The organism is Neorhizobium sp. AL 9.2.2, from assembly GCF_013317225.1.
Taxonomy (GTDB): domain Bacteria; phylum Pseudomonadota; class Alphaproteobacteria; order Rhizobiales; family Rhizobiaceae; genus Neorhizobium; species Neorhizobium soli.
In genome coordinates this window covers 241,782-261,663 of the sequence record NZ_JAALXU010000001.1, presented here as the reverse complement: position 1 = coordinate 261,663, position 19,882 = coordinate 241,782, and the positions used below count along the sequence as shown (strand labels likewise).

Genomic DNA, 19,882 nt, shown 5'->3' with positions numbered 1-19,882 from the left:
GGCTCTTACTTCTGTGACAGGAGAAGCTTGGTGCCGAAGCCGACGAAGACGGTGGCAACGCCGAGGTCGATCTTCTGCTTGGCCTTGAGATAGGCGCTCGCTACCCGCGGATGGGTGATCAGGCCGACCAGAAACGTATAGTAACAGGCCGAAACCGCGACCATGACAGCGATTGCCGCTAGCCCGTAGAGAAACGGCGTGCCCGCCGGCATGGTAGCGGCAAACAGCGAGGCAACGAAGAGAGCCGATTTCGGGTTGGCGAGGTTGGTCGCAAGCCCCAGTCGGTAAGCCTTCCTCAGCGGTATCTCGCGTTCTGTGGGGGCAAATTCGGGTGTTGTCCGGGCCTTCCGGACATCCATGAAGACGCGCAGGCCGAGCCATACGAGATAAAGACCGCCGACGATCTTCAGCGCGACATAGGCGAAGGGAGCTGCCTGAAACAGGGCATTGATCCCGAGCCAGCCCGCAAAGCCCCACAGGCATGTTCCGGTAATCGTTCCCATGGCTGCCGTAATGGCAACCTTGCGCGGTGCTGTGAGGCAATAGCGGATCACCAGCAGCGTATTTGGCCCGGGGGTAATGCAGGCGACAGCCCAGATGGTCGCCACGGATAAAAGAAACACGACACGCTCCTCGCACACCAGAAAGATTGGTGTGCGCCAGAAGCCAAATCCCGTCAACGCCCGGACAAACAAAAACCGGCTCTCATCCGATGGGTAAGAGCCGGCTTCGGTCGGTCAGTCGATGATCACAGATTGTTTTCGTTGATCAGGCGCTTCAGAAGCTCGACCTCGTGGCTGAGCTTGCTGTCGCCCGAGATCAGGTCCTCGATCTTGCGAACCGCATGCAGCACGGTCGTATGGTCGCGGCCACCAAACCGACGGCCGATTTCCGGGAAGGAGCGCGGCGTCATGGTTTTCGAGAGGTACATGGCGACCTGGCGCGGCTTGACGATGACGCGGGTGCGGCGGTTGGAGACCAGTTCCTGCCGCGAGACGTTGTAATGGCGTGCCACGACGCGCTGGATATCCTCGATCCGGACGCGCCTTGCTTCCCCGGCGCCGACCAGATGGGCGAGAAGCTCGTCGACGCGCTCGATCGAGAGGTTCGGCTCAAACGAGCGACGGAACAGCAGCTGGTTGAACGCGCCTTCCAGTTCGCGACCGGTGCTGACGACGCTGCGTGCGACGTGATCGAGAATTTCGTGCGGGATATCGAGCGATGGATCATCCTGCTGGGCAGCCGCGAGACGACCTTTGAGCATTTCCATGCGCATATCGTAATCCGGCGTCTCGACCTCAATGGCCACGCCGCCCTGCAGACGCGAGCGAACCCGCGGATCGAGCGATTCCAGTTCCCAAGGCGCGCGGTCGGCAGCAACCACGACCTGCTTGGCGCTGTCGAGCAGCATGTTGAGCAGATGGCAGAATTCGTTCTGGATCATCTTGCCCTGCAGGAACTGCATGTCGTCGATGATCAACAGATCGATATGGCGCAGGCTGTCCTTGAGCGTCAGGGCATCATTGTCGCGGATCGCGGTTGCGAAACGCCACATGAAATATTCGGCGGTGAGATAGACCACGCGCGGCATGCGGGGGCTGCCGACGGCGGCGTTGGCGATGGCCTGCAGAAGGTGGGTCTTGCCGAGACCGACACCGGAATGAATAAACAGCGGGTTGAAACGCACGGCACCGGCACCGGCTTCCGCAATCGTCTTGGCAGCGGCAAGCGCCACGCGGTTCGAGGCGCCTTCAACGAACGTGTCGAACGTATAACGGCTGTCGAGTGGCGAACCGAACAACGGGCCGGGCTGCGAGGACTGGCGAACCGGGGTGGACGCGGCCGTCGGGAACGTGGCGATCTTGCCGATCTCACGCGGTGCAGACGGGCGTTGCGACGCGACAGGTGCCGGGGCATCCGAGCCAATGACGCCGTCCTGGACATCCGATACCGGCTTTGCAGCGCGGGTTGCCGTGCGGACCAGGATCTCCACCTTGAGGATCTCGGCATCTTCCGCCTGGAAGATCGACGTGATCAGATCAAGATAACGGTTGTTGATCCAAGACTTCAGAAACGTCGTGGGCACCGTGAGCCTGACGACACTCTTCGAGACGGTGTGAAGCTTAAGTCTTGCAAACCAGCTTGCGTAAACATCCTGGCCGACCTGTGCTTTAAGACGCACACTGAACCGCTCGAAAAGAGCATCATGCTTCATAACTGGTGTTTCCCCTGCCGCCTGTGCGCAAACGGAATCAAACGCCTGTCGTGCATTGCCCCCGTTGCCGGTTGCACGAGCCGATACGTTATTCATTTGCATTATTCGCCGCCTTTTCCATAGGAGCCCGGCGGTTCTGTTTCCCGCCAGGACACATTCTTTTTAACTACGTCCGACAGCCCGTCTCCGCGAGGAAACGATGACTGCCCTTCCCCATCGATTAAAGTTCCAGGCCAACCGCCCGGACCATCAAAGATCGATCCGGATCACCTCGTCTGATCCAGACCTGCGGGAGCCAACCCGCAACTCAGCGCACGCTCCATCCTCGTTATGAAGAGCCGCTGACTTCCCAATGCCTTCTTCCGACTCCCCAGTCGGCCCCGTCACGCATAAGTTCAGCTGTTGCCGGAAAAGCCAATTTCCGGCTTGCAACCATCGGTTAAATAAGGAAACGAGAAAAACATCTCGCCGCAAGCTGCTTAAAGTCCCCGGGCCGCTCGGTGTCGAGCGGTTGTCGGCAGGCTCTAGGAGTGAACTCCATGCCTCTCGCTAAAAGCCATTTAGGCAGGATCAAATGGCAAGATCAATGATGAATTTTACGCAAAATCCGAGCGCGACCGTTGACTCTCTGGGCGCGATTTGAATGGCCGGAGGGTTGCGGAGAAGAATCCCAGTTGAATCAATGGGATTCAAAATCCATCTATTTCTGATGGTACGATTCAGAGAAAAAATAAAAAAAACCTTGACTCAGAAAGCAGGCGGCGGGTTGGCGGAATTGCCGCCAGACTCGGGCAGACCTCTCATAAGCCTTTGTAATTCATCGGGAAAATCTGTCACGCACCTGACACGTAACCGTTACTGAGCCGGTTAACGAAGTACAAAGGACCGAGAATCACAAAAAGCCCGGTCGACCGACCAGGCTTTTGATGCATGCACGCTAAAGGTGATATTAGGCGGAGAGTGCCTTGACGCGAGCTGCCAGGCGCGAGACCTTGCGGGACGCCGTGTTGCTGTGAAGGACGCCCTTCGTTGCAGCGCGTGCGATTTCCGGCTGAGCTGCCTTCAGAGCAGCAGCAGCGACGGATACGTCACCCGTTGCGATCGCTTCTTCAACCTTGCGGATAAAGCCACGAACGCGCGAGCGGCGGGACTTGTTGACTGCGGTACGGCTAGCGATCTTGCGGGTCGCTTTTTTCGCCGAAGTTGTATTGGCCATATCATGCCTCTCTACGAATTCGAACCAAAACTCCGCCGTTGCCGCGTAGGTCCTGCGACCATCAATCCAGCAATTCGGGAGCAATAGAGGAAGCCGTCGATCAGGCTTTCCCAACTGTGGGCGGGCATATAACCGGTATAGCGCGCCTCGTCAACGCGGATTCGCATGAAGGGTGCCGCTGAATTTGCCGTTTGGCGAAGTCCCGCGTCCTTTTCGCGACCATAACCCCTCCCACTCTCCTTATAGGGACGCGCCTTCAAACATCGCCTGCAACGGCTGATCACTTCTGGCAGCGCGGGCAGTAGAAGGTGGAGCGGCCGGCTTGGGTGATACGAGCAACGGTGCCGCCGCAGCCCGGCGTGCGGCAGGGCTTATCCTCCTGGTCATAGACAGAGAAGGAATGCTGGAAATAGCCAAGCGAGCCGTCCGTCTGGATATGGTCGCGCAGAGACGAGCCGCCGGCTGCAATCGCATCGGCAATGACAGCGCGGATCGCTTCCGTCAGCAGCACCAGCTCCTTCTTCGGCCGGCCCTTGGGCGTGACGATGCTGCCCGCTGCCCTCTTCGGCGACAGGTGCGCGCGCCACAGCGCTTCGCAGACATAGATATTGCCGAGACCGGCGATCACGGTCTGATCGAGCAGCGTGCTCTTCAATGGCTGCGCCTTGCCGGAAAACCGCTTGCCGAGATACTCCGCATCGAGCGCGTTGCCGGTCGGCTCCGGACCGAGTTGCGCAAATGCCGGGTAGAGATCGAGCTCGCTGCGCTTTGCCAGATGCAGGAAGCCGAAACGGCGCGGATCATTATAGATGACCTTCAATGTCTCGTTGCCACGCTCCAGATGAAAGACGACGTGGTCATGCTTCTCGTCCTTGGAGCGCGGATGATGAAATGTGCCAAGCGCCTCTTCCTCGACCCTGAACGAGCCGGACATGCCGAGATGGGCAATGATGGTGAGATCGTCTTCGAGGTCGATCAGCAGGTATTTGGCGCGTCTTCCCAGCGCGATGATCTGCCGGCCTTCGACTGCGGCGACAAGATTTTCCGGGAACGGAAAGCGCAGATCGGTGCGGTTCAGCTGCAGCCTTGCAAGCTTTGCTCCCTCCATGGCCGGAGAAAGGCCGCGACGAACGGTTTCGACCTCTGGCAATTCGGGCATGGTCTACCTAACTTCCTGTTTCAACGATGCCGCCGGTGCTCTATAGACCGGTCGGTAATCCACCACATAGCGTCCGGAAACCGGTTTCGCTATGGTCCGCCTGGATAGAGACACCGAGGAGCTGCCCATGACCGAAGCCCGCACCCGCGCCGAAGGCGGAATGGAAACCTCCTATGGCTTCCGCCAGGTGGCCGATGGGGAAAAGCAGGGCCTCGTCAACGACGTGTTCCACAAGGTCGCCAAGCGCTACGACGTGATGAACGACGTCATGTCGGCCGGCATGCACCGGGTGTGGAAGGACGCGATGATTACCGCGCTCAATCCGCGCAAGGATGCAAGCTACCGGACGCTGGATGTGGCCGGCGGCACCGGCGACGTCGCATTCCGCATCGTCGAGGCGTCGGGCCTCAAGGCCCATACGACGGTGCTCGATATCAATGGCTCGATGCTGGCCGTGGGTGCCGAGCGGGCGCAGAAGAAAAAGCTGTCTGGCAATCTCGATTTCATCGAGGCGAATGCAGAATCCCTGCCATTCGAGGACAATTCCTTCGACGCCTATACTGTCGCCTTCGGGATCCGCAACGTTCCGCGCATGGACGTGGCGCTGTCTGAAGCCTTTCGCGTGCTGAAGCGTGGCGGACGGTTGCTGGTTCTGGAATTTTCGGAAGTGGAGCTTCCGCTGCTCGACAAGTTCTATGACGAGTGGTCGTTCCGGGCGATCCCGCGCTTCGGCAAGATGATCACCGGTGATTCCGAGCCCTACCAGTATCTGGTGGAATCGATCCGCAAATTCCCCAACCAGGAGAATTTCGCAGCGATGATCCGGACTGCCGGTTTTTCGCGTGTGAGCTACACCAATTATACCGGCGGGATAGCAGCCCTGCATTCCGGCTGGAAGCTCTGAAGCGATGAGCACGATCGGCGCTTATTTCCGGCTCGCCCGCGTCGGCTGGGTTCTTGTCCGCGAAGGCGTGGTTTCGGCCCTGCCGACCCACGACCTGCCGCCGGCCGTCGGTATTCTCAAGTCCATGCTCGAGCCGCTCACCCGTTTCAGGGCGAAGAAGCAGCCCCGCAGCGAAAGGCTGACCCGCGCCGTGGGAAGGCTTGGTCCTTCCTATGTGAAGATCGGCCAATTTCTCGCCACCCGCCCGGATGTCGTCGGCGTCGACTGGGCCGTCGATCTTGCCATGCTGCAGGACCGGATGGCCTTCTTCCCCACGGATGCTGCCAAAACCGCCGTCGAGACCTCGCTTGGCCGCCCGATCAGTGATCTCTACACATCGTTCGAAGAGCCGATTGCGGCCGCCTCGATCGCGCAGGTGCACCCGGCCGAAGTGAACGGCAAAAAGATGGCCGTGAAAGTGGTGCGCCCCGGCGTGCGCCAGCGTTTCGCAAATGACATCGAAGGCATGTATGTGGTTGCCCGCATGCAGGAACGCCTGATGCCCTCCAGCCGCCGGCTTCGCCCGATTGAGGTGACGCGGACGCTGGAACAGACGACCAAGATGGAAATGGACCTGCGCCTGGAGGCTGCAGCCCTTTCCGAGATTGCCGAAAACACGGCGGACGACCCAGGTTTCCGCGTGCCTGAAGTGGACTGGGAACGGACCGGCCGCGACGTCATCACCATGGAGTGGATCGACGGCGCCAAGATGAACGACGTCCCGGCGCTGAGGGCTGCCGGCCACGATCTGGAAAAGCTCGCAGAAGTGCTGATCCAGTCCTTCCTGCGTCACACGCTTCGCGACGGCTTCTTCCATGCCGACATGCATCCCGGCAACCTCTTCGTCGAGCGGGACGGTACGATCGTCGCCGTCGACATGGGGATCACCGGACGGCTGGGCAAAAAGGAACGACGCTTCCTCGCCGAAATCCTCTACGGCTTTATTACCCGCGACTATATGCGTGTCGCCGAGGTGCATTTCGAAGCGGGCTATGTGCCTGCGCATCACGACGTGGCAGCCTTCGCGCAGGCGATCCGGGCGATCGGCGAGCCGATCCACGGTCAGCCCGCCGAAACCATCTCCATGGCCCGGCTGCTGGCGCTGCTGTTCGAAGTGACCGACCTGTTCGAGATGCAGACCCAGCCGCAGTTGATCCTCTTGCAGAAGACCATGGTCGTCGTCGAAGGCGTTTCGCGTATCCTCGACCCGCGTTTCAACATGTGGAAGGCCGCAGAGCCGGTCGTCGGCCAGTGGATCCGCGACAATCTTGGCCCCAAGCGCATCGCATCCGACCTTAAGGACGGGATGAAGGCAGGGCTGAAGCTCGCCGAAGCCTTGCCGGAGATTGCCGCCAAGACGGAAACCCTGCACCGGGAACTCGTTCACATGAGCGAACACGGCCTGCGTTTCGATCCCGAAACGGCAGACGCGATCGGCAAGGCGGAAGCCCGGCACAGCCGCTCCGGCCGCTGGGCACTGTGGATCATCGCGATCTCGCTCGTCGTCATCGCCTTCGCCGTCGTCTGAAAAGGCGCGTTGCGACATCAGATGTCCAGGTTCTGGGATATACCTTGGACGACAGGATGAATTAGTGTGCGGGCAAAAAGGAATGCCATGTCCGCCGCACCCAAAAACCCAGACCGCATCACAATCGAACTCACCGGCCAGCCGATCGGCTTTGCCGAGCTGATCAAGATCGGCCGTGGCGAAGTAACCGTGACAGCCAGTGCCGAAGGGCTTGCCCGTGTCGCTGCGGCGCGGTTGGTGCTGGAAAGCACGATTGCCGAGGGCACGCCCGTCTATGGCGCGACGACCGGCGTTGGTGCGATGAAGGACGTCGCGTGGTCGCCGGAAGAGCTGGACGCTTTCAATATCGGGCTCGTCCGGGCCCATCACTTCGGCACCGGCGAACCGTTTCCGATCTGCGTCGTGCGCAATGCGATGGCGTTGCGCGTCAACACGGCGCTGACGGGCTATGTGGGTTGCTCGACCGAACTGGTTCAGGCCTATCTCGATCTGCTGCAGGCCGACGTCATTCCGGTCGTGCGGCGCACCGGCTCGATCGGCTGCGCCGATATCGGTCTGATGGGGCAGATCGGTGCTGTCCTGACCGGCGTCGGCGAGGCAATGTTCGAGGGACGCCGCCTGCCCGCAGCGGAAGCCTTTGCGGCGGCAGGCATCGCGCCGATGAAAATGGCGCCGCGCGACAGCCTTGCCTCGCTCAGCGTCAATTCCGTCAGCTTTGCGGCCGCCGCCGACGCGACGCGCACGGCCGCCTGCGCCATCCGAACGCTGCTTGCCACAGGCATGGCCGCTTCCGGTGCGATGGGCGGATCCCGCGACCCGTGGATTGCCGTCACCCATGTGGGCACGCCACGCGAGGCGATGATCGGCAAATGGCTGTGCAACGCGTCCGAAGGCTGGGACTGGCCGAAGGCAACGCAAATCCAGGACCCGTTGAGCCTGCGTATGATCGCGCAGGTGTTCGGCACGGTGTTTGAAAGCGTGCTGACCGCCGGCCACAAGATACTGGCGGCGACGGGCCGCTCCGACGACAACCCCGTGATCGTCGACGGCCGGGTTCTGACGTCAGGCGGTTCGCTGCCGCTCGACGTTACGGTGCTCCTGGAATCGGCATCGCTGACGATGGCGCATGCGGCACGCAATGCCTTCAACCGCTGCGTTCTTCTTGGAAACGGCCAGCGCCGCGATCTGCCGGTCAATCTGGTTCCGCATGGTGTGATCGCGACCGGCTTCGGCCCAATCATCAAGCTGGCCGGGGAAATCTTCTCACGCGTGCTGTCGATGACCAACCCGGTTTCGGCTCAGTCGCTGGTGGTGGCCGGCGGTATGGAAGACGAGGCAGCCTTCCTGCCGCTGGTGATCGAACGGTTCGAGCGACAGGTTCAGGCGCTGCAGCGACTGGCCGCGCTGGAAGCGTTGCTGGCAGCCCAGGCCATGGATATCCATGGCGACGAGCCGGGCGGTGCGGTCAAGCTGATCTACGATGCCGTACGCCGCCATGCAGCCTTCTACACGGTCGATCGGCCGCTTTCGGCGGAGGTTGAGGCGATCGAGGCGGAACTCGCGTCGGAGGCCTTCCTGACGGAGTTGATCGCCATCTCGCCGATCCATGCGATCGACGGTTTCTTCGCGCTTGGTGGCTTCGGCATGCAGGGCGTGCAGCCCACGCAACCGTGAGCGTAATACGCCTTTATTCCGCCGGTTTCTTCAGACTTTCTTAAAGGAATATAGTCCTTTCGCGTGCCCCCCAGGTGGCCATTTGGAGTTTGCCCATGGCGCTTGGCGCTTCCCGACGGCTGCAGGACGGCGTTGTTGCCGTCGAAACGATGACGCGCTTTGCGCTGGCAGTGCTGGCCCTGGCATCGGGCGTCTACACCTATCTCGGTGCCCGCACCATTCTCGACGGCTCGCCGACGGCGGTGTTCTTTGCCGCGATCATCTATTCGGTGTCGGTGTCGGTCGGCATCTATGCCTTCTGGTCCTACATGGCGCGGTTCTATCCGCATATCACATCGCGGACCGGGCGCACGGCAATGCTGGCAGTGATGGCCGCAGGTGCCGTGATGATCATGGCGATGTCGAGCTGGCTGAACGCTGCGGCACTTGCCGGTTCGTCCGCCGTCGAACAGCACCTTTCCGAAACCGTGGAAGCCTATACGGCCGATCTCGACCGCGCGCACCAGAACGCGATCGCCGCGCAGAGCCTGCTGCCGGATATCCAGCGCGCCGGTGAGCGGTTCTCGCAGCTTGCCGGTGTCGAGCGCCAGTCCGGCTCGCTGACCGGCACCACCGGCTCCGGCAGCGTGGTGCAGTTGCTCACCCAGATGTCGGCCCAGATGAAATCGCTGGAAGGCAATATCAACGGGTCGCGCGAACAGGTGGCCGATCTTTTCGAACAGGGCCAGAAGCGGCTTGAGGCGATGCGCGGGCTGGTCTCGGCGCCGGGCGATATCGGACCTCGCGCCGACCAGTTCTCAACCGAAGCCGTGGCGCTGACGGGGGTCGTGTCCTCGCTCTCGCAGACCTCGATCGCGCCGTCGATCCGTCGTGCGGCAGACGATCTGGCGATCGGCTTTATTGCGCCGGTGCCGGATGGCGCCGCGCCCGACCTCGTCAACCGCCAGAACCAGGTAATGGAGACGGTGAAGGCTTCGGTGAGCGCGCAATCCAAGGCGCTGGCCAAGGCTGCCGACGAGATCCTGTCGCGTCCGACTGTCGGAGAACGGCGCTTCGTGCCGCTTTCGCCGGCCGGCGCCGTTCTGGAATATGCCGGCGACTTTATTCCCGCCTGGGCCGGCGCGATCTCCATCGACCTTCTGCCGGGTGTGATGGTGTTCATCCTGGCCGTCGTGCATGGCGCGATCCGGAGACAGGAGGACCCGCTTCCGTTTGCCGAGCGCATTACCGCTGCCGAGCTTTTGCAGGCGCTCGAAGTCCAGCGCGCCGTCAGCGCCAGCGGCATGAGCGTGGAACAGGCGACCGCTGCCATGGAAAAGCCCGTGACATCCGAGGAGGACGCCCGATTGGCCGAGCGGAAGGCGGACGAGGTGAAGGCCGAAGAGGCAAAGGCCGACGAGAATACCAATATCACCAGTCTCGATCCGAAAACGCGCCGGGACCGCAGCCATGAGGATCGGTGAGGCAATCCGCCGGCTCGACGACGGTGTCATCCTGCGCGGCGTGTTTTATTTGATGCTCGGCATTTCCGGCATTTTCCTCGTGACCGACATTCGCGAGATCGCGACTGCAAAGCCCGAGAGCCCGGGTTACGATCCGATGCGCGAGACGGATCCCGTGCTGCCACCAGCGCTGACCGAGGGGCGACCGGCAGCGCCGCCCGTCGAGCCTTCAAGCCCGGCAGACGTGCTGCGCAAGGCGATGACCTTCAACCTGACAACGGGTGGCATTCTGAAGGCTGAAGGAGCGATCGAGCCGGGTGCTGCCGAGCGCTTTGCGACCGAGATTGAAGCCCGCGGCGAATATGTGAAGACGGTGTCGCTCAACTCCCCCGGCGGCTCGGTGGGCGACGCGATCGCCATGTCGAAGCTGATCCGAGAGAAGAAGCTGGCCACGCTTGTGGTGACCAAGGGGCTCTGTGCTTCCTCCTGCCCGATCGTGTTTGCCGGTGGTGTCACGCGGGTGGCCCAAAAGGATGCGGTGATCGGTGTGCACCAGGTGTTCAACGGCGGCCGCAACAGGCCGAGCGCCGACGAGGCAATGTCCGGCGCACAGGCGACCACGGCGCGCGTCTCGCGGCATCTGGAGGAAATGGGGATCGGCTCCGGCCTGTGGCTGCACGCACTGGAGACCCCGCCGGACCGACTGTACTATCTGACGCCGAAGGAAATGACGGATTTCAAACTGACGACCCCGCCGGCTCCCGCCGTCAACGCGTCGGCCAAGAAGAGCTAGCCGCGGCGCGTGATACTGCGCGACAGCAGCGCTGCCATCAGTGCGAGCGCCAGCATGGTCCCGGTAAATGCCGATACGGCCCACCAGCCATCGGCGCTCCAGAAGTGGCCGCCCACCGAGCCGGCGACGCTCGAGCCCAGATAATATCCCAGAAGATAGAGCGAGGAGGCGTGGCCCTTAGTGCCTTTCGCCATCCGGCCGACCAAAGCACTTGCCACAGAATGGGCGATGAAGAAGCCGGAGGTGAGCAGGACGATGCCGAGAATGATCAGCGGCAGCGGCGTGGCGAGTGTGATGACGACACCAGCAAAAGCCAGGACGATGCCCGTGAGCATGACGGCGAAATGGCCGAAGCGATCCCCAAGAATACCCGCGGCCCAGGACGTGACGATACCGAACAGATAGACCGTGAAGATGAGGCCGAGCTCCGTCTGATCGAGACTGTAGGGTGCGTCCACCAGCCGGAAGCCGATGTAATTGTAGATGGTGACGAATGCACCCATCAGCAGGAAACCGATGGCGAACAGGAGTGCCAGGGCCGGATGGTTCAGGTGACCGAGCCAGGCATCGACATGATAGCGCAGGCTGGATTTGCGCGGCACGAAGTTGCGCGATGGCGGCAGGAGAACGAGAAAGCCGATGGCGGCGACGATGCCGAGCGCGCCCATGCCGACAAGCGCCAGACGCCAGGAGAAATATTCCGCCAGAACCCCGGTGACGACACGCCCAGCCATGCCGCCAAAGGCGTTGCCGGCGATATAAAGGCCCATCGCGGCGCCGAGCCCTTTCGGATCGACTTCCTCCGACAGATAGGCCATGGCGACCGCCGGAACGCCGCCGAGCAACAGGCCTTCCAGCGCACGAATGATCAGAAGCAGGTTCCAGTTGGGCATGGCGGCGCAGGCGATGGTGCAGATCGAGGCGCCGAGCAGGGACACGAACATCAGGCTGCGGCGGCCGAACCGCTCCGAAACGGCGGCGGCGCAAAAGATGGCGACCGCCAGAAAGCCCGTCGAGAGCGACAGGGACAGCGAGCTTGCAGCCGGACTGACGCCGAAATCACGCGCGAAGATCGGCATCAGCGGCTGGACGCAGTAGAGCAGTGCAAAGGTCGAAAAGCCGGACATGAAGAAGGCCAGACTTGCCCTCCGATAGGCCGGCGTGCCGCGGACGAGATAGAGCTTCTCCCCCTCCCCCTCTTCTGCAAGAGCTTGACCGTTCAATGCCGCGGACAAATCGGCGTTCAGGGATGCGGAGGCGGGCATGGGGTATTCGACCTTTCAGGTCTATCAAAGGTAGCCAGTCGGTTCCCATTAATCCAATATATGGCGCAGGCGTTCTCGATAGGTTTTACAGATACCGATGGAACTGAGGCATATCCGCTATTTCCTCGCTGTCGCCGAGGAGCAGAATTTCACGCGGGCTGCGGCACGGCTTGGTATTGGCCAGCCACCGCTCAGCCAGCAGATCCGCGATCTGGAAACCGAGATCGGGGCAGCGCTTTTTCACCGGGTGCCGCATGGTGCGGAACTGACTGCGGCCGGCGCAGCGTTTCTGCCCGAAGCGCGGGCTTCGCTTGCGGCAGCAGAGGCTGCGAAACTTTCTGCCCGCCGTGCCGCGCGCGGCGAGACAGGCAAGCTGGCGCTGGGCTTTACCGCGTCTGCGGCCTTCAACCCGGTCGTAACCGCCGCGATCCGGCGTTTCCGGAGCGAGTGGCCGGGCGTTGCGCTGTCGCTTGCGGAAATGAACAGCAACTGGCTGATCGAGAAACTGGAACGCGGCGAGATCGACGCTGCTTTCATCCGTCCAGGCTTGGAAGACCCGAAGGCGGTGCGGCTGAAACGTCTGGCGGACGAGCCGATGCTGATCGCACTGCCGGCGAACCATGAGCTTGCGACCTTACGGAGCGTGCCGATCGCAGCGCTTGCAGGAGAGCCCTTCGTGCTGTTTCCGCGCACGGTGGGTCTCAGCCTGTTCGACGATATCCTCAGCGCCTGCCGCGATGCGGGGTTCGAGCTCAACGTCACCCAGGAAGCGCCGCAGATCCCGTCCGTGGTCAATCTGGTTGCCGCAGGGCTGGGCGTCTCGATCGTCCCGGGCTCCATCACGAAGATCGCCATCGAGGGCGTCGTGTACCGGCCGATCGAGGGGCCGGGACCGGTGGCGCGACTGGGCATCGCCGTGATGAAGGCACAGCGTTCCCCGATCGCGCTCAACCTGTTCGAACTGGTCTAGGCTGACCGGTTAGCCCTTGATCTCGCGTTCGCAGAAGGTGATGCGATTGCTGAAAGGATCCGTCACGGACACCTCCAGACCCCAGGGCGCCTGATGCAGCCCCGGCCGCATATATGGATAGTCCTTGGCATTGAGTTCATCGTGGAGCGCTGCAGCACCGGTGATGGGGACAAACACGCGGGCACCCGGCGAGGCATCGCCCGCATGTTCGGACAGATGCATCAGCATGCCGCTGCGCGATATCTGGCAATAGAGCGGTGCGTCGGGAGCGAACCGATGCTCCCAGTCGACGGTGAAGCTTAAGAACCCGCAATAGAACTCCATCGCCTTGCCGACGTCGAAAATGCGGAAGATCGGGATGGCTGGCTGGATCAGGGTCTGGCTTGAGGCAGGTTCGACCGACTTGAAATCATTCATTGCGACCGCCGTTCATGGGAGTTTCACCACTCTTGCTGCAGGACGATTGCATGTTCAAGAACAAAACCCTAGCTTCCGGTCACTTCGAAAGCGGGCGGGCTATGGAACTCAAAGACAAGCGTATCCTTCTCATCATCTCCGGCGGGATCGCGGCTTACAAGAGCCTCGACCTGATCCGGCGGCTGCGCGAACGCGGCGCCTCGGTGCGGCCGGTCATGACCAGGGCTGCCCAGGAGTTCGTGACGCCGCTTGCCGTCGGGGCATTGTCGGGCGGGCATGTCTATACGGAGATCTTTTCGCGCGAGGACGAGCAGGATGTCGGCCATATCCGGCTGGCGCGCGACGCGGACCTCGTGATCGTCGCACCCGCAAGTGCCGACCTGATGGCAAAGATGGCCCACGGAATGGCGGACGACCTGGCAAGCGCCGTGCTTCTGGCGACCGATCTGCCCGTGCTGGTGGCGCCTGCCATGAACCCGAAAATGTGGTCGGCTCCTCCGACGAAACGCAATGCCGAGACACTGAAGGCTGATGGCATCCATATGATTGGCCCGATGGTCGGCGAGATGGCTGAGAGCAACGAGGCCGGCGCCGGCCGGATGGCAGAGCCGTTGCAAATCGCTGCCGCGGCGATTGCGCTGCTTGATGCTTCGCCGAAACCGCTGGCCGGCAAGACCGCCATCGTGACCTCCGGCCCCACCCATGAGCCGATCGATCCGGTGCGCTACATCGCCAACCGCTCGTCCGGCCGTCAGGGCCACGCGATTGCAGCGGCGCTGGCGAAACTCGGTGCCGACGTGACGCTGGTTTCAGGCCCGGTAACGATCCCCGATCCCGCTGGCGTCACGACGCTGCATGTGGAGACGGCCGCCGAGATGCTCGAGGCCGTGACAAGGCGTCTGCCCGCCGATATCGCCGTGATGGTGGCGGCCGTCGCCGACTGGCGGGTGGCAACCTCCGCCGACCAGAAGATCAAGAAAATGCCGGGCGAAGCACCGGCTCCGCTGACGTTGACGGAAAACCCCGACATCCTCAAAACCGTTGGGCATCACGACAAGCGCCCCACGCTTGTCGTCGGTTTCGCTGCCGAGACGCAGAATGTGGAAGAGAACGGGCGATCGAAGCTTCAGCGAAAGGGTGCGGACCTGATCGTCGCAAACGACGTCTCTCCTCAGACCGGCGTCATGGGCGGCATGCGCAATCAGGTGAAGATCATCTCCGAGACCGCTATCGAGGCGTGGCCGGATCTTGGCAAGGACGAGGTTGCGATGCGGCTCGCCGAGCTGATAGCGGCCCGGCTCGCATGAGGATCACGCGGCCTTCGACAGCGCCTGCGGCTGGAAGAGCAACGCCTGCATGCCATCCGGGCAGACCTTGACGGCGCTGCCATCTGGAATTTCCACCCAGGTATCGGCCTCGTCGTTCAAAGGTTCCGACACCAGGCAGTAACCGGTCTTTGATCCATCCGCATCCGACCCCTTGCCTGTCATCGGTGCGGCATAAAGTGTCGGTGGCTTGTGATCCGTGGCATATCGCACCGCATAAAGCTGGCGGCCGTTGGAAAAGCATGCGGTGAAGCGCACGAGTGCCGTGCCAAGCCGTTCCATCGAGATGTCTTCGACGGCGGCGATCGCCTTTTCCATTGCGCCCAAGGGATCGGCATCCATGCCGAACTGCAGCGCCAGCAGGAAGAGAAGCTCGGAATCAGTCGATCCGGTCCGGGCCGAGAACAGTTCGTCCGATAACAGGCTTTCGAGCGGCCGGCGGATCGCTTCGAAGCTCGCGACCTGGCCATTGTGCATGAAGGACCAGTGGCCATGCACGAAGGGGTGACAGTTGTCGCGCCGTGTTGCGCCCGTCGTTGCGGCGCGGACATGGGCAAGAAACAGTGGCGAGCGGATCTGCCGTGCGATACTGCGCAGATTGCAGTCGGACCAGGCCGGAAGAATGTCCCTGTAGCGGCCAGGCTCTGGTCTGTCTCCATACCAGGCGATGCCGAAACCATCGCCATTGGTGGCGGTCTTTGCGCGTGTGGCACAGTGGGATTGCTCGATCAGGGAATGGGCGGGCGAAGAGACCAGTTCTTCCAGATAAAGCGGTTCGCCCCGATAAGCTGCCCAACGACACATCTGTCTTTCTGCTCCACTCTGTCTGCCTGCAACGCACGCAACCGTCGAAAATCAAGCGTCTCGAAATAGGGTTAATGAAAAATGAATTACCGGCCCAGATGACAGTTTTGTGGCCCCTTCCCCATCACGTTTTGCAACGCAATGTTGCCTCAGCCTGTTGTCGCGGCGGCTTCAAAGCCTAAATGAAGCTGCATGGTTGATGATACAAAATCGAGCGCGGACGCGCATGCCGGCACATCTGACGGCACCGACATTCTGCACGAAGTGCTGAACCAGCCCGGGAAATGGGCAGTTTTCTTCGATATCGACGGTACGCTGATCGACATCGCGGATACGCCTGATGGTATCGTCGTGCCTGACGATCTGGCCGAGAATCTGACCCGGCTTTCCGCGAAACTGAGCGGTGCCATGGCGCTGGTGACGGGTCGGGCTCTGCCCTACGCCGATCAGCTGTTCAAGCCGCATGTCTTTCCGATTGCCGGCCTGCACGGGGCGGAAAGACGATCGATGTCGGGAGCGATCGAGCGGGTAACGCCAGGTCCTGATTTCGAGGCGCTGAAAGCAAGCCTTGCCGAGGAAGCAGCAGCCTGGCCGGGCGTTCTTGTCGAGGACAAGGGGCTGGCCGTGGCTGCCCACTACCGACAGGCGCCGACATTCCAGGGGCAAGTCGAGGCGGCGATGGAACGCTATCGCGAGCGGGCAGGATCCGACTTCACTCTGCAGCGGGGGAAGATGGTGGTGGAAATCCGCCCTGCCCGCGCCAGCAAGGGCGATGCGCTGCGGGCTTTTCTCAGCGAAGAGCCATTTGCCGGCCGGTTGCCGATCGCGATCGGTGACGATGTAACTGATGAGGCGATGTTCAGGGTTGCCAACAAGCTGGGCGGCCACTCGATCCGTATTTCCGATATCGCGGCAGACACCGTCGCGTCGGCAACATTGGGATCGGCCGCCGAACTGCGCGCGTTGATCGCCAAGCTTGCCGCAGCCTGAACTGATTTGAGAATGCATTTTCGAAAGGAAATATCGTGAGCCGTCTAGTGGTCGTATCGAACCGCGTCACCGTTCCGGACAAGACCGGTGCGGCACCTGCCGGCGGCCTTGCCGTAGCCCTGCAGGCAGCCCTTGAGGAACGCGGCGGCATCTGGATGGGTTGGTCTGGCAATTCCAGCGGCAACGAGGAACCCGGCCCGCTCGAGATGCAGGAGCATGGCGCGATCACCTATGCGCTGACCGATCTCACCGACACCGACGTCGAGGAATATTACCACGGCTTTGCCAACCGGGTGCTCTGGCCGATCTGCCACTACCGGATGGACTTGGCCGAATACGGTCGCAAGGAAATGGCCGGCTATTTCCGGGTGAACCGCTTCTTTGCGCAGAAGCTTGCGCCGCTTCTGAAGGAAGACGACATCATCTGGGTGCATGACTACCACCTGATCCCGCTGGCAGCCGAACTTCGCCAGATGGGCTTCAAGAACAAGATCGGCTTCTTCCTGCATATTCCGTGGCCGCCGGCGGACGTGCTGTTCACCATGCCGGTTCACGAGCAGATCATGCGCGGTCTTTCGCAGTATGACCTGGTCGGTTTCCAGACGGATTTCGATCTGGACAATTTCGGCGGCGGGCTGGTGCGCGAAGGGATCGGCGAGCGGATCGACGGCGGCAAGAAGTTCTCGACCTTCGGGCGCACCTTCAAGGGCGGCGCTTACTCGATTTCGATCGAGACCGAGATCTTTTCCAAATTCGCGATCAAGGCCGAAAAGAACGCGATGGTGCGCAAGGCGCGCCAGAGCGTCGAGGGCAAGGACCTCATCATCGGCGTCGACCGCCTGGATTATTCCAAGGGCATTACCCAGCGTATCGACGCCTTCGAGCAGTTTGTCGCAACCAACCCGGATCACCACAACAAGGTGACCTATCTGCAGATCACGCCGAAATCGCGCTCCGAAGTGCCGGAGTACGAGCAGATGCAGCGCATGGTCGCCGAACAGGCTGGCCGCGTGAACGGGGCGATCGGCACCGTGGACTGGGTGCCAATCCGCTATATCAACAGATCCGTGCCACGCCCGGTACTTGCAGGTCTCTACCGGCTGGCGAAGATCGGCCTCGTGACCCCGCTGCGCGACGGCATGAACCTTGTCGCCAAGGAATATGTGGCGGCACAGGATCCGGAAGATCCGGGCGTGCTGGTGCTTTCACGCTTTGCCGGAGCGGCCCGCGAGCTGCGCGGCGCGCTTCTGGTCAACCCTTATGACATCGAGGGAACGGCGCATGCCATCGCGCGCGGGCTCAGCATGCCGCTCGACGAGCGCAAGCAGCGCTGGCAGATGATGATGGACCACCTGCTGACCTACGACATCAATCGCTGGTGCGACGACTTCCTCAAGGACCTCATCGAGGACTGACTATCCGCTGGAGCCGCCCCGCAATGCCGGGCGGCTTCGACTCCCTTGAGTGAGGCGGATTGACCGGCCTCCGCCAATGCGCTGAATAGATCCCGTTGCCTTTTCATCATTTCGCGGCCTGCGGATTGATGCCAATTCATTTCGAGGTCTCCATGCCGGTCGTAGTCACAGCAGAACATATTGCCGAAGCCGAAACCCTGATCCGTCCGCATATCCGCCGCACCCCCACGATGCGGGTGGACATGCAGGACTTTGGGGCCGAACCATGCCAAGTCGATCTCAAGCTCGAGCAGTTGCAGCATTCCGGTTCGTTCAAGGTCCGCGGCGCCTTTACCAATCTTCTTGGCCGCGAGGTGCAGGCAGCAGGCGTGGTTGCGGCGTCCGGCGGCAATCACGGAGCAGCGGTTGCCTATGCGGCCCACAAGCTCGGTGTGCCCGCGCATATCTTTGTCCCAAGCGTCGCCTCCAAGGCGAAGATAGATCTCATCCGCTCTTACGGGGCAGAGCTCGTGATCGGCGGCGACCGCTATGCGGATGCGCTGGCCGCAAGCGAGAAGTATGTCGCGCAGACGGGGGCGATGGCGGTGCATGCGTTCGACCAGAAGGAAACGCTGGCGGGACAAGGCACGCTCGGCAAGGAAATCGAGGAAGACCTGCCACATATCACGACGTTGCTGGTGGCTGTCGGCGGCGGCGGACTGATCGGCGGTATCGCATCCTGGATGCGCGGCCGGGTGAAGATCGTTGCCGTGGAATCCGACGGCGCTCCGACGCTTTACGACGCCTTCAAGGCAGGCCGCCCCGTGGATGCGCCGGCGGGCGGTATCGCGGCAGACTCGCTTGCCCCACGGCAGGTCGGGCAGCTGATGTTTCCGGTGGCCCAGGCATTCATCGAGCCGCCGGTCCTCGTGACCGACGAGGACATTCTTGATGCACAGAAGGCGCTCTGGTCCGGCGCAAGGCTCGTGACCGAGCCGGGTGGTGCGGCGGCGTTTGCGGCTGTCTTGTCGGGCAAATACCGTCCGCAACCGGGTGAGCGCGTCTGCGTGCTGGTGTGCGGATCGAACACGACGGCAGTCGATTTCGGCTGAGCGTGCGACCCACTTCCCTTCGGGATGCGGCAGCGATAATGCTGAGGCCATGTTTCAGCTAGAACAGCCGGCCACATTCGAGCAGGTCATCAAGAAAAGCCGCTTTCTGGCGGTCGCGCTTCCCGTCGCGAGCGAGGGGGAAGCGAAAGACGCTATCGCATTAAACAGCATTACAGATGCCACCCACAACTGCTGGGCCTGGCGGATTGGATCAGCCTATCGCTTTTCCGATGACGGCGAGCCGAGCGGGACGGCGGGCAAGCCGATCCTTGCCGCCATGGACGGCCAGCCGCTGGACAAGGCTGTCGTCATCGTGACCCGCTGGTTTGGCGGCATTCTGCTCGGTAGCGGTGGTCTGGTGCGCGCCTATGGCGGCACGGCTGCCGCCTGCCTGAGAGCGGGCCCGCTCATCGAATTCAAGCCGTCGGTGCAGGGTGCCGTCAGCATCGAGTTTTCCGACCTCGCAAGAACGAAAGCGAGGCTGCAGTCGATCGAGGATGTGAAGATCACCGAGGAAGCGTTCACAGAGACAGGTGCCGAGCTGCGGATCCAGATACCGGAAGCCGAGCAGGAGCTCATCTCAAGGCTGATCTCCGACCTCACCAGCGGCAGGTCGGAGCTATCGCTCGATTGAA

At 61.9% G+C, this 19,882-nt stretch carries 17 protein-coding genes and 1 pseudogene; 11 read left to right on the top strand and 7 right to left on the bottom strand.

Features of this window, described 5'->3' with window-relative positions; translation table 11 throughout:
• Positions 1–5: 5 nt before the first annotated feature.
• The 4 genes from G6K99_RS01345 to mutM all read right to left on the bottom strand — a co-directional run bounded on the left by G6K99_RS01345 (position 6) and on the right by mutM (position 4,590).
• Positions 6–623, bottom strand: coding sequence for a LysE family translocator (locus G6K99_RS01345; protein ID WP_113167010.1), 618 nt, complete (start codon positions 621–623; stop codon positions 6–8).
• Positions 624–748: 125 nt separating this feature from the next.
• Entirely contained in the window at positions 749–2,317 is a 1,569-nt protein-coding gene (dnaA, locus tag G6K99_RS01340) for a chromosomal replication initiator protein DnaA (RefSeq protein WP_062454037.1), read from the bottom strand.
• Positions 2,318–3,164: 847 nt separating this feature from the next.
• The gene (gene rpsT, locus G6K99_RS01335; protein WP_062454038.1) at positions 3,165–3,431 is read right to left on the bottom strand and encodes a 30S ribosomal protein S20; all 267 of its coding nucleotides are present in this window, start codon (positions 3,429–3,431) and stop codon (positions 3,165–3,167) included.
• A 280-nt stretch (positions 3,432–3,711) separates the two neighbouring features.
• A complete protein-coding gene (gene mutM / locus G6K99_RS01330) occupies positions 3,712–4,590 on the bottom strand; it encodes a bifunctional DNA-formamidopyrimidine glycosylase/DNA-(apurinic or apyrimidinic site) lyase (RefSeq protein WP_062454039.1) in 879 nt (292 codons plus the stop codon).
• Positions 4,591–4,717: 127 nt separating this feature from the next.
• Between mutM and ubiE the strand changes: the two genes are divergently transcribed.
• The 5 genes from ubiE (at position 4,718) to G6K99_RS01305 (ending at position 10,970) form a co-directional block, all read left to right on the top strand.
• Positions 4,718–5,494: a bifunctional demethylmenaquinone methyltransferase/2-methoxy-6-polyprenyl-1,4-benzoquinol methylase UbiE gene (gene ubiE / locus G6K99_RS01325; RefSeq protein WP_174195505.1), complete on the top strand. Its 777-nt coding sequence runs from the start codon at positions 4,718–4,720 to the stop codon at positions 5,492–5,494.
• A gap of 4 nt (positions 5,495–5,498) precedes the next feature.
• Complete coding sequence (gene ubiB, locus G6K99_RS01320) at positions 5,499–7,061, top strand: 2-polyprenylphenol 6-hydroxylase (protein ID WP_174195504.1); 1,563 nt, start codon at positions 5,499–5,501, stop codon at positions 7,059–7,061.
• Positions 7,062–7,148: 87 nt separating this feature from the next.
• Positions 7,149–8,735: an aromatic amino acid lyase gene (locus tag G6K99_RS01315; protein ID WP_062454041.1), complete on the top strand. Its 1,587-nt coding sequence runs from the start codon at positions 7,149–7,151 to the stop codon at positions 8,733–8,735.
• 95 nt (positions 8,736–8,830) lie between these two features.
• Positions 8,831–10,198 (top strand): hypothetical protein, encoded by a 1,368-nt coding sequence (locus G6K99_RS01310; RefSeq protein ID WP_174195503.1) that lies wholly within the window; start codon positions 8,831–8,833, stop codon positions 10,196–10,198.
• Complete coding sequence (locus G6K99_RS01305; protein WP_174195502.1) at positions 10,185–10,970, top strand: ATP-dependent Clp protease proteolytic subunit; 786 nt, start codon at positions 10,185–10,187, stop codon at positions 10,968–10,970. Before G6K99_RS01310 ends, G6K99_RS01305 begins: the two co-directional genes overlap by 14 nt.
• On the opposite strand, the gene G6K99_RS01300 is transcribed toward G6K99_RS01305, so the two are convergent.
• On the bottom strand, positions 10,967–12,235 hold the full coding sequence (locus G6K99_RS01300) for an MFS transporter (protein WP_174195501.1): 1,269 nt from the start codon (positions 12,233–12,235) through the stop codon (positions 10,967–10,969). The genes G6K99_RS01305 and G6K99_RS01300 overlap by 4 nt on opposite strands.
• Before the next feature lie 97 nt (positions 12,236–12,332).
• Between G6K99_RS01300 and G6K99_RS01295 the strand changes: the two genes are divergently transcribed.
• A complete protein-coding gene (locus tag G6K99_RS01295; RefSeq protein ID WP_174195500.1) occupies positions 12,333–13,205 on the top strand; it encodes a LysR family transcriptional regulator in 873 nt (290 codons plus the stop codon).
• 9 nt (positions 13,206–13,214) lie between these two features.
• On the opposite strand, the pseudogene G6K99_RS01290 reads toward G6K99_RS01295, so the two are convergent.
• Positions 13,215–13,577, bottom strand: a pseudogene (locus tag G6K99_RS01290) (glyoxalase superfamily protein); the annotation flags it as partial.
• 146 nt (positions 13,578–13,723) lie between these two features.
• Between G6K99_RS01290 and coaBC the strand changes: the two are divergent.
• Complete coding sequence (coaBC, locus tag G6K99_RS01285) at positions 13,724–14,929, top strand: bifunctional phosphopantothenoylcysteine decarboxylase/phosphopantothenate--cysteine ligase CoaBC (RefSeq protein WP_174196016.1); 1,206 nt, start codon at positions 13,724–13,726, stop codon at positions 14,927–14,929.
• Between the two features lie 3 nt (positions 14,930–14,932).
• Here coaBC and G6K99_RS01280 read toward each other — a convergent pair whose 3' ends face one another.
• Entirely contained in the window at positions 14,933–15,751 is an 819-nt protein-coding gene (locus G6K99_RS01280) for a class II glutamine amidotransferase (RefSeq protein ID WP_113166959.1), read from the bottom strand.
• A 192-nt stretch (positions 15,752–15,943) separates the two neighbouring features.
• On the opposite strand from G6K99_RS01280, the gene otsB reads away from it, so the two are divergent.
• From otsB to G6K99_RS01260, 4 genes are all read left to right on the top strand, one after another.
• Entirely contained in the window at positions 15,944–16,741 is a 798-nt protein-coding gene (gene otsB, locus G6K99_RS01275) for a trehalose-phosphatase (RefSeq protein ID WP_174195499.1), read from the top strand.
• 35 nt (positions 16,742–16,776) lie between these two features.
• Positions 16,777–18,156 carry an alpha,alpha-trehalose-phosphate synthase (UDP-forming) gene (otsA, locus tag G6K99_RS01270; RefSeq protein ID WP_062454049.1) on the top strand — a complete coding sequence of 460 codons (1,380 nt, stop codon included), beginning with the start codon at positions 16,777–16,779 and terminating at the stop codon, positions 18,154–18,156.
• 152 nt (positions 18,157–18,308) lie between these two features.
• Entirely contained in the window at positions 18,309–19,247 is a 939-nt protein-coding gene (locus tag G6K99_RS01265) for a threonine/serine dehydratase (protein ID WP_174195498.1), read from the top strand.
• A gap of 49 nt (positions 19,248–19,296) precedes the next feature.
• A complete protein-coding gene (locus G6K99_RS01260) occupies positions 19,297–19,881 on the top strand; it encodes a YigZ family protein (RefSeq protein WP_174195497.1) in 585 nt (194 codons plus the stop codon).
• The last annotated feature ends 1 nt before the right edge of the window (position 19,882 follow it).

Excerpts from the sequence above, each read along its gene's own strand:
- dnaA (WP_062454037.1), bottom strand. The coding sequence starts at position 2,317 with ATGCAAATGAATAACGTATCGGCTCGTGCAACCGGCAACGGGGGCAAT.
- rpsT (WP_062454038.1), bottom strand. The coding sequence starts at position 3,431 with ATGGCCAATACAACTTCGGCGAAAAAAGCGACCCGCAAGATCGCTAGC.
- mutM (WP_062454039.1), bottom strand. The coding sequence starts at position 4,590 with ATGCCCGAATTGCCAGAGGTCGAAACCGTTCGTCGCGGCCTTTCTCCG.
- ubiE (WP_174195505.1), top strand. The coding sequence starts at position 4,718 with ATGACCGAAGCCCGCACCCGCGCCGAAGGCGGAATGGAAACCTCCTAT.
- ubiB (WP_174195504.1), top strand. The coding sequence starts at position 5,499 with ATGAGCACGATCGGCGCTTATTTCCGGCTCGCCCGCGTCGGCTGGGTT.
- G6K99_RS01315 (WP_062454041.1), top strand. The coding sequence starts at position 7,149 with ATGTCCGCCGCACCCAAAAACCCAGACCGCATCACAATCGAACTCACC.
- G6K99_RS01310 (WP_174195503.1), top strand. The coding sequence starts at position 8,831 with ATGGCGCTTGGCGCTTCCCGACGGCTGCAGGACGGCGTTGTTGCCGTC.
- G6K99_RS01305 (WP_174195502.1), top strand. The coding sequence starts at position 10,185 with ATGAGGATCGGTGAGGCAATCCGCCGGCTCGACGACGGTGTCATCCTG.
- G6K99_RS01300 (WP_174195501.1), bottom strand. The coding sequence starts at position 12,235 with ATGCCCGCCTCCGCATCCCTGAACGCCGATTTGTCCGCGGCATTGAAC.
- G6K99_RS01295 (WP_174195500.1), top strand. The coding sequence starts at position 12,333 with ATGGAACTGAGGCATATCCGCTATTTCCTCGCTGTCGCCGAGGAGCAG.
- coaBC (WP_174196016.1), top strand. The coding sequence starts at position 13,724 with ATGGAACTCAAAGACAAGCGTATCCTTCTCATCATCTCCGGCGGGATC.
- G6K99_RS01280 (WP_113166959.1), bottom strand. The coding sequence starts at position 15,751 with ATGTGTCGTTGGGCAGCTTATCGGGGCGAACCGCTTTATCTGGAAGAA.
- otsB (WP_174195499.1), top strand. The coding sequence starts at position 15,944 with ATGGTTGATGATACAAAATCGAGCGCGGACGCGCATGCCGGCACATCT.
- G6K99_RS01265 (WP_174195498.1), top strand. The coding sequence starts at position 18,309 with ATGCCGGTCGTAGTCACAGCAGAACATATTGCCGAAGCCGAAACCCTG.
- G6K99_RS01260 (WP_174195497.1), top strand. The coding sequence starts at position 19,297 with ATGTTTCAGCTAGAACAGCCGGCCACATTCGAGCAGGTCATCAAGAAA.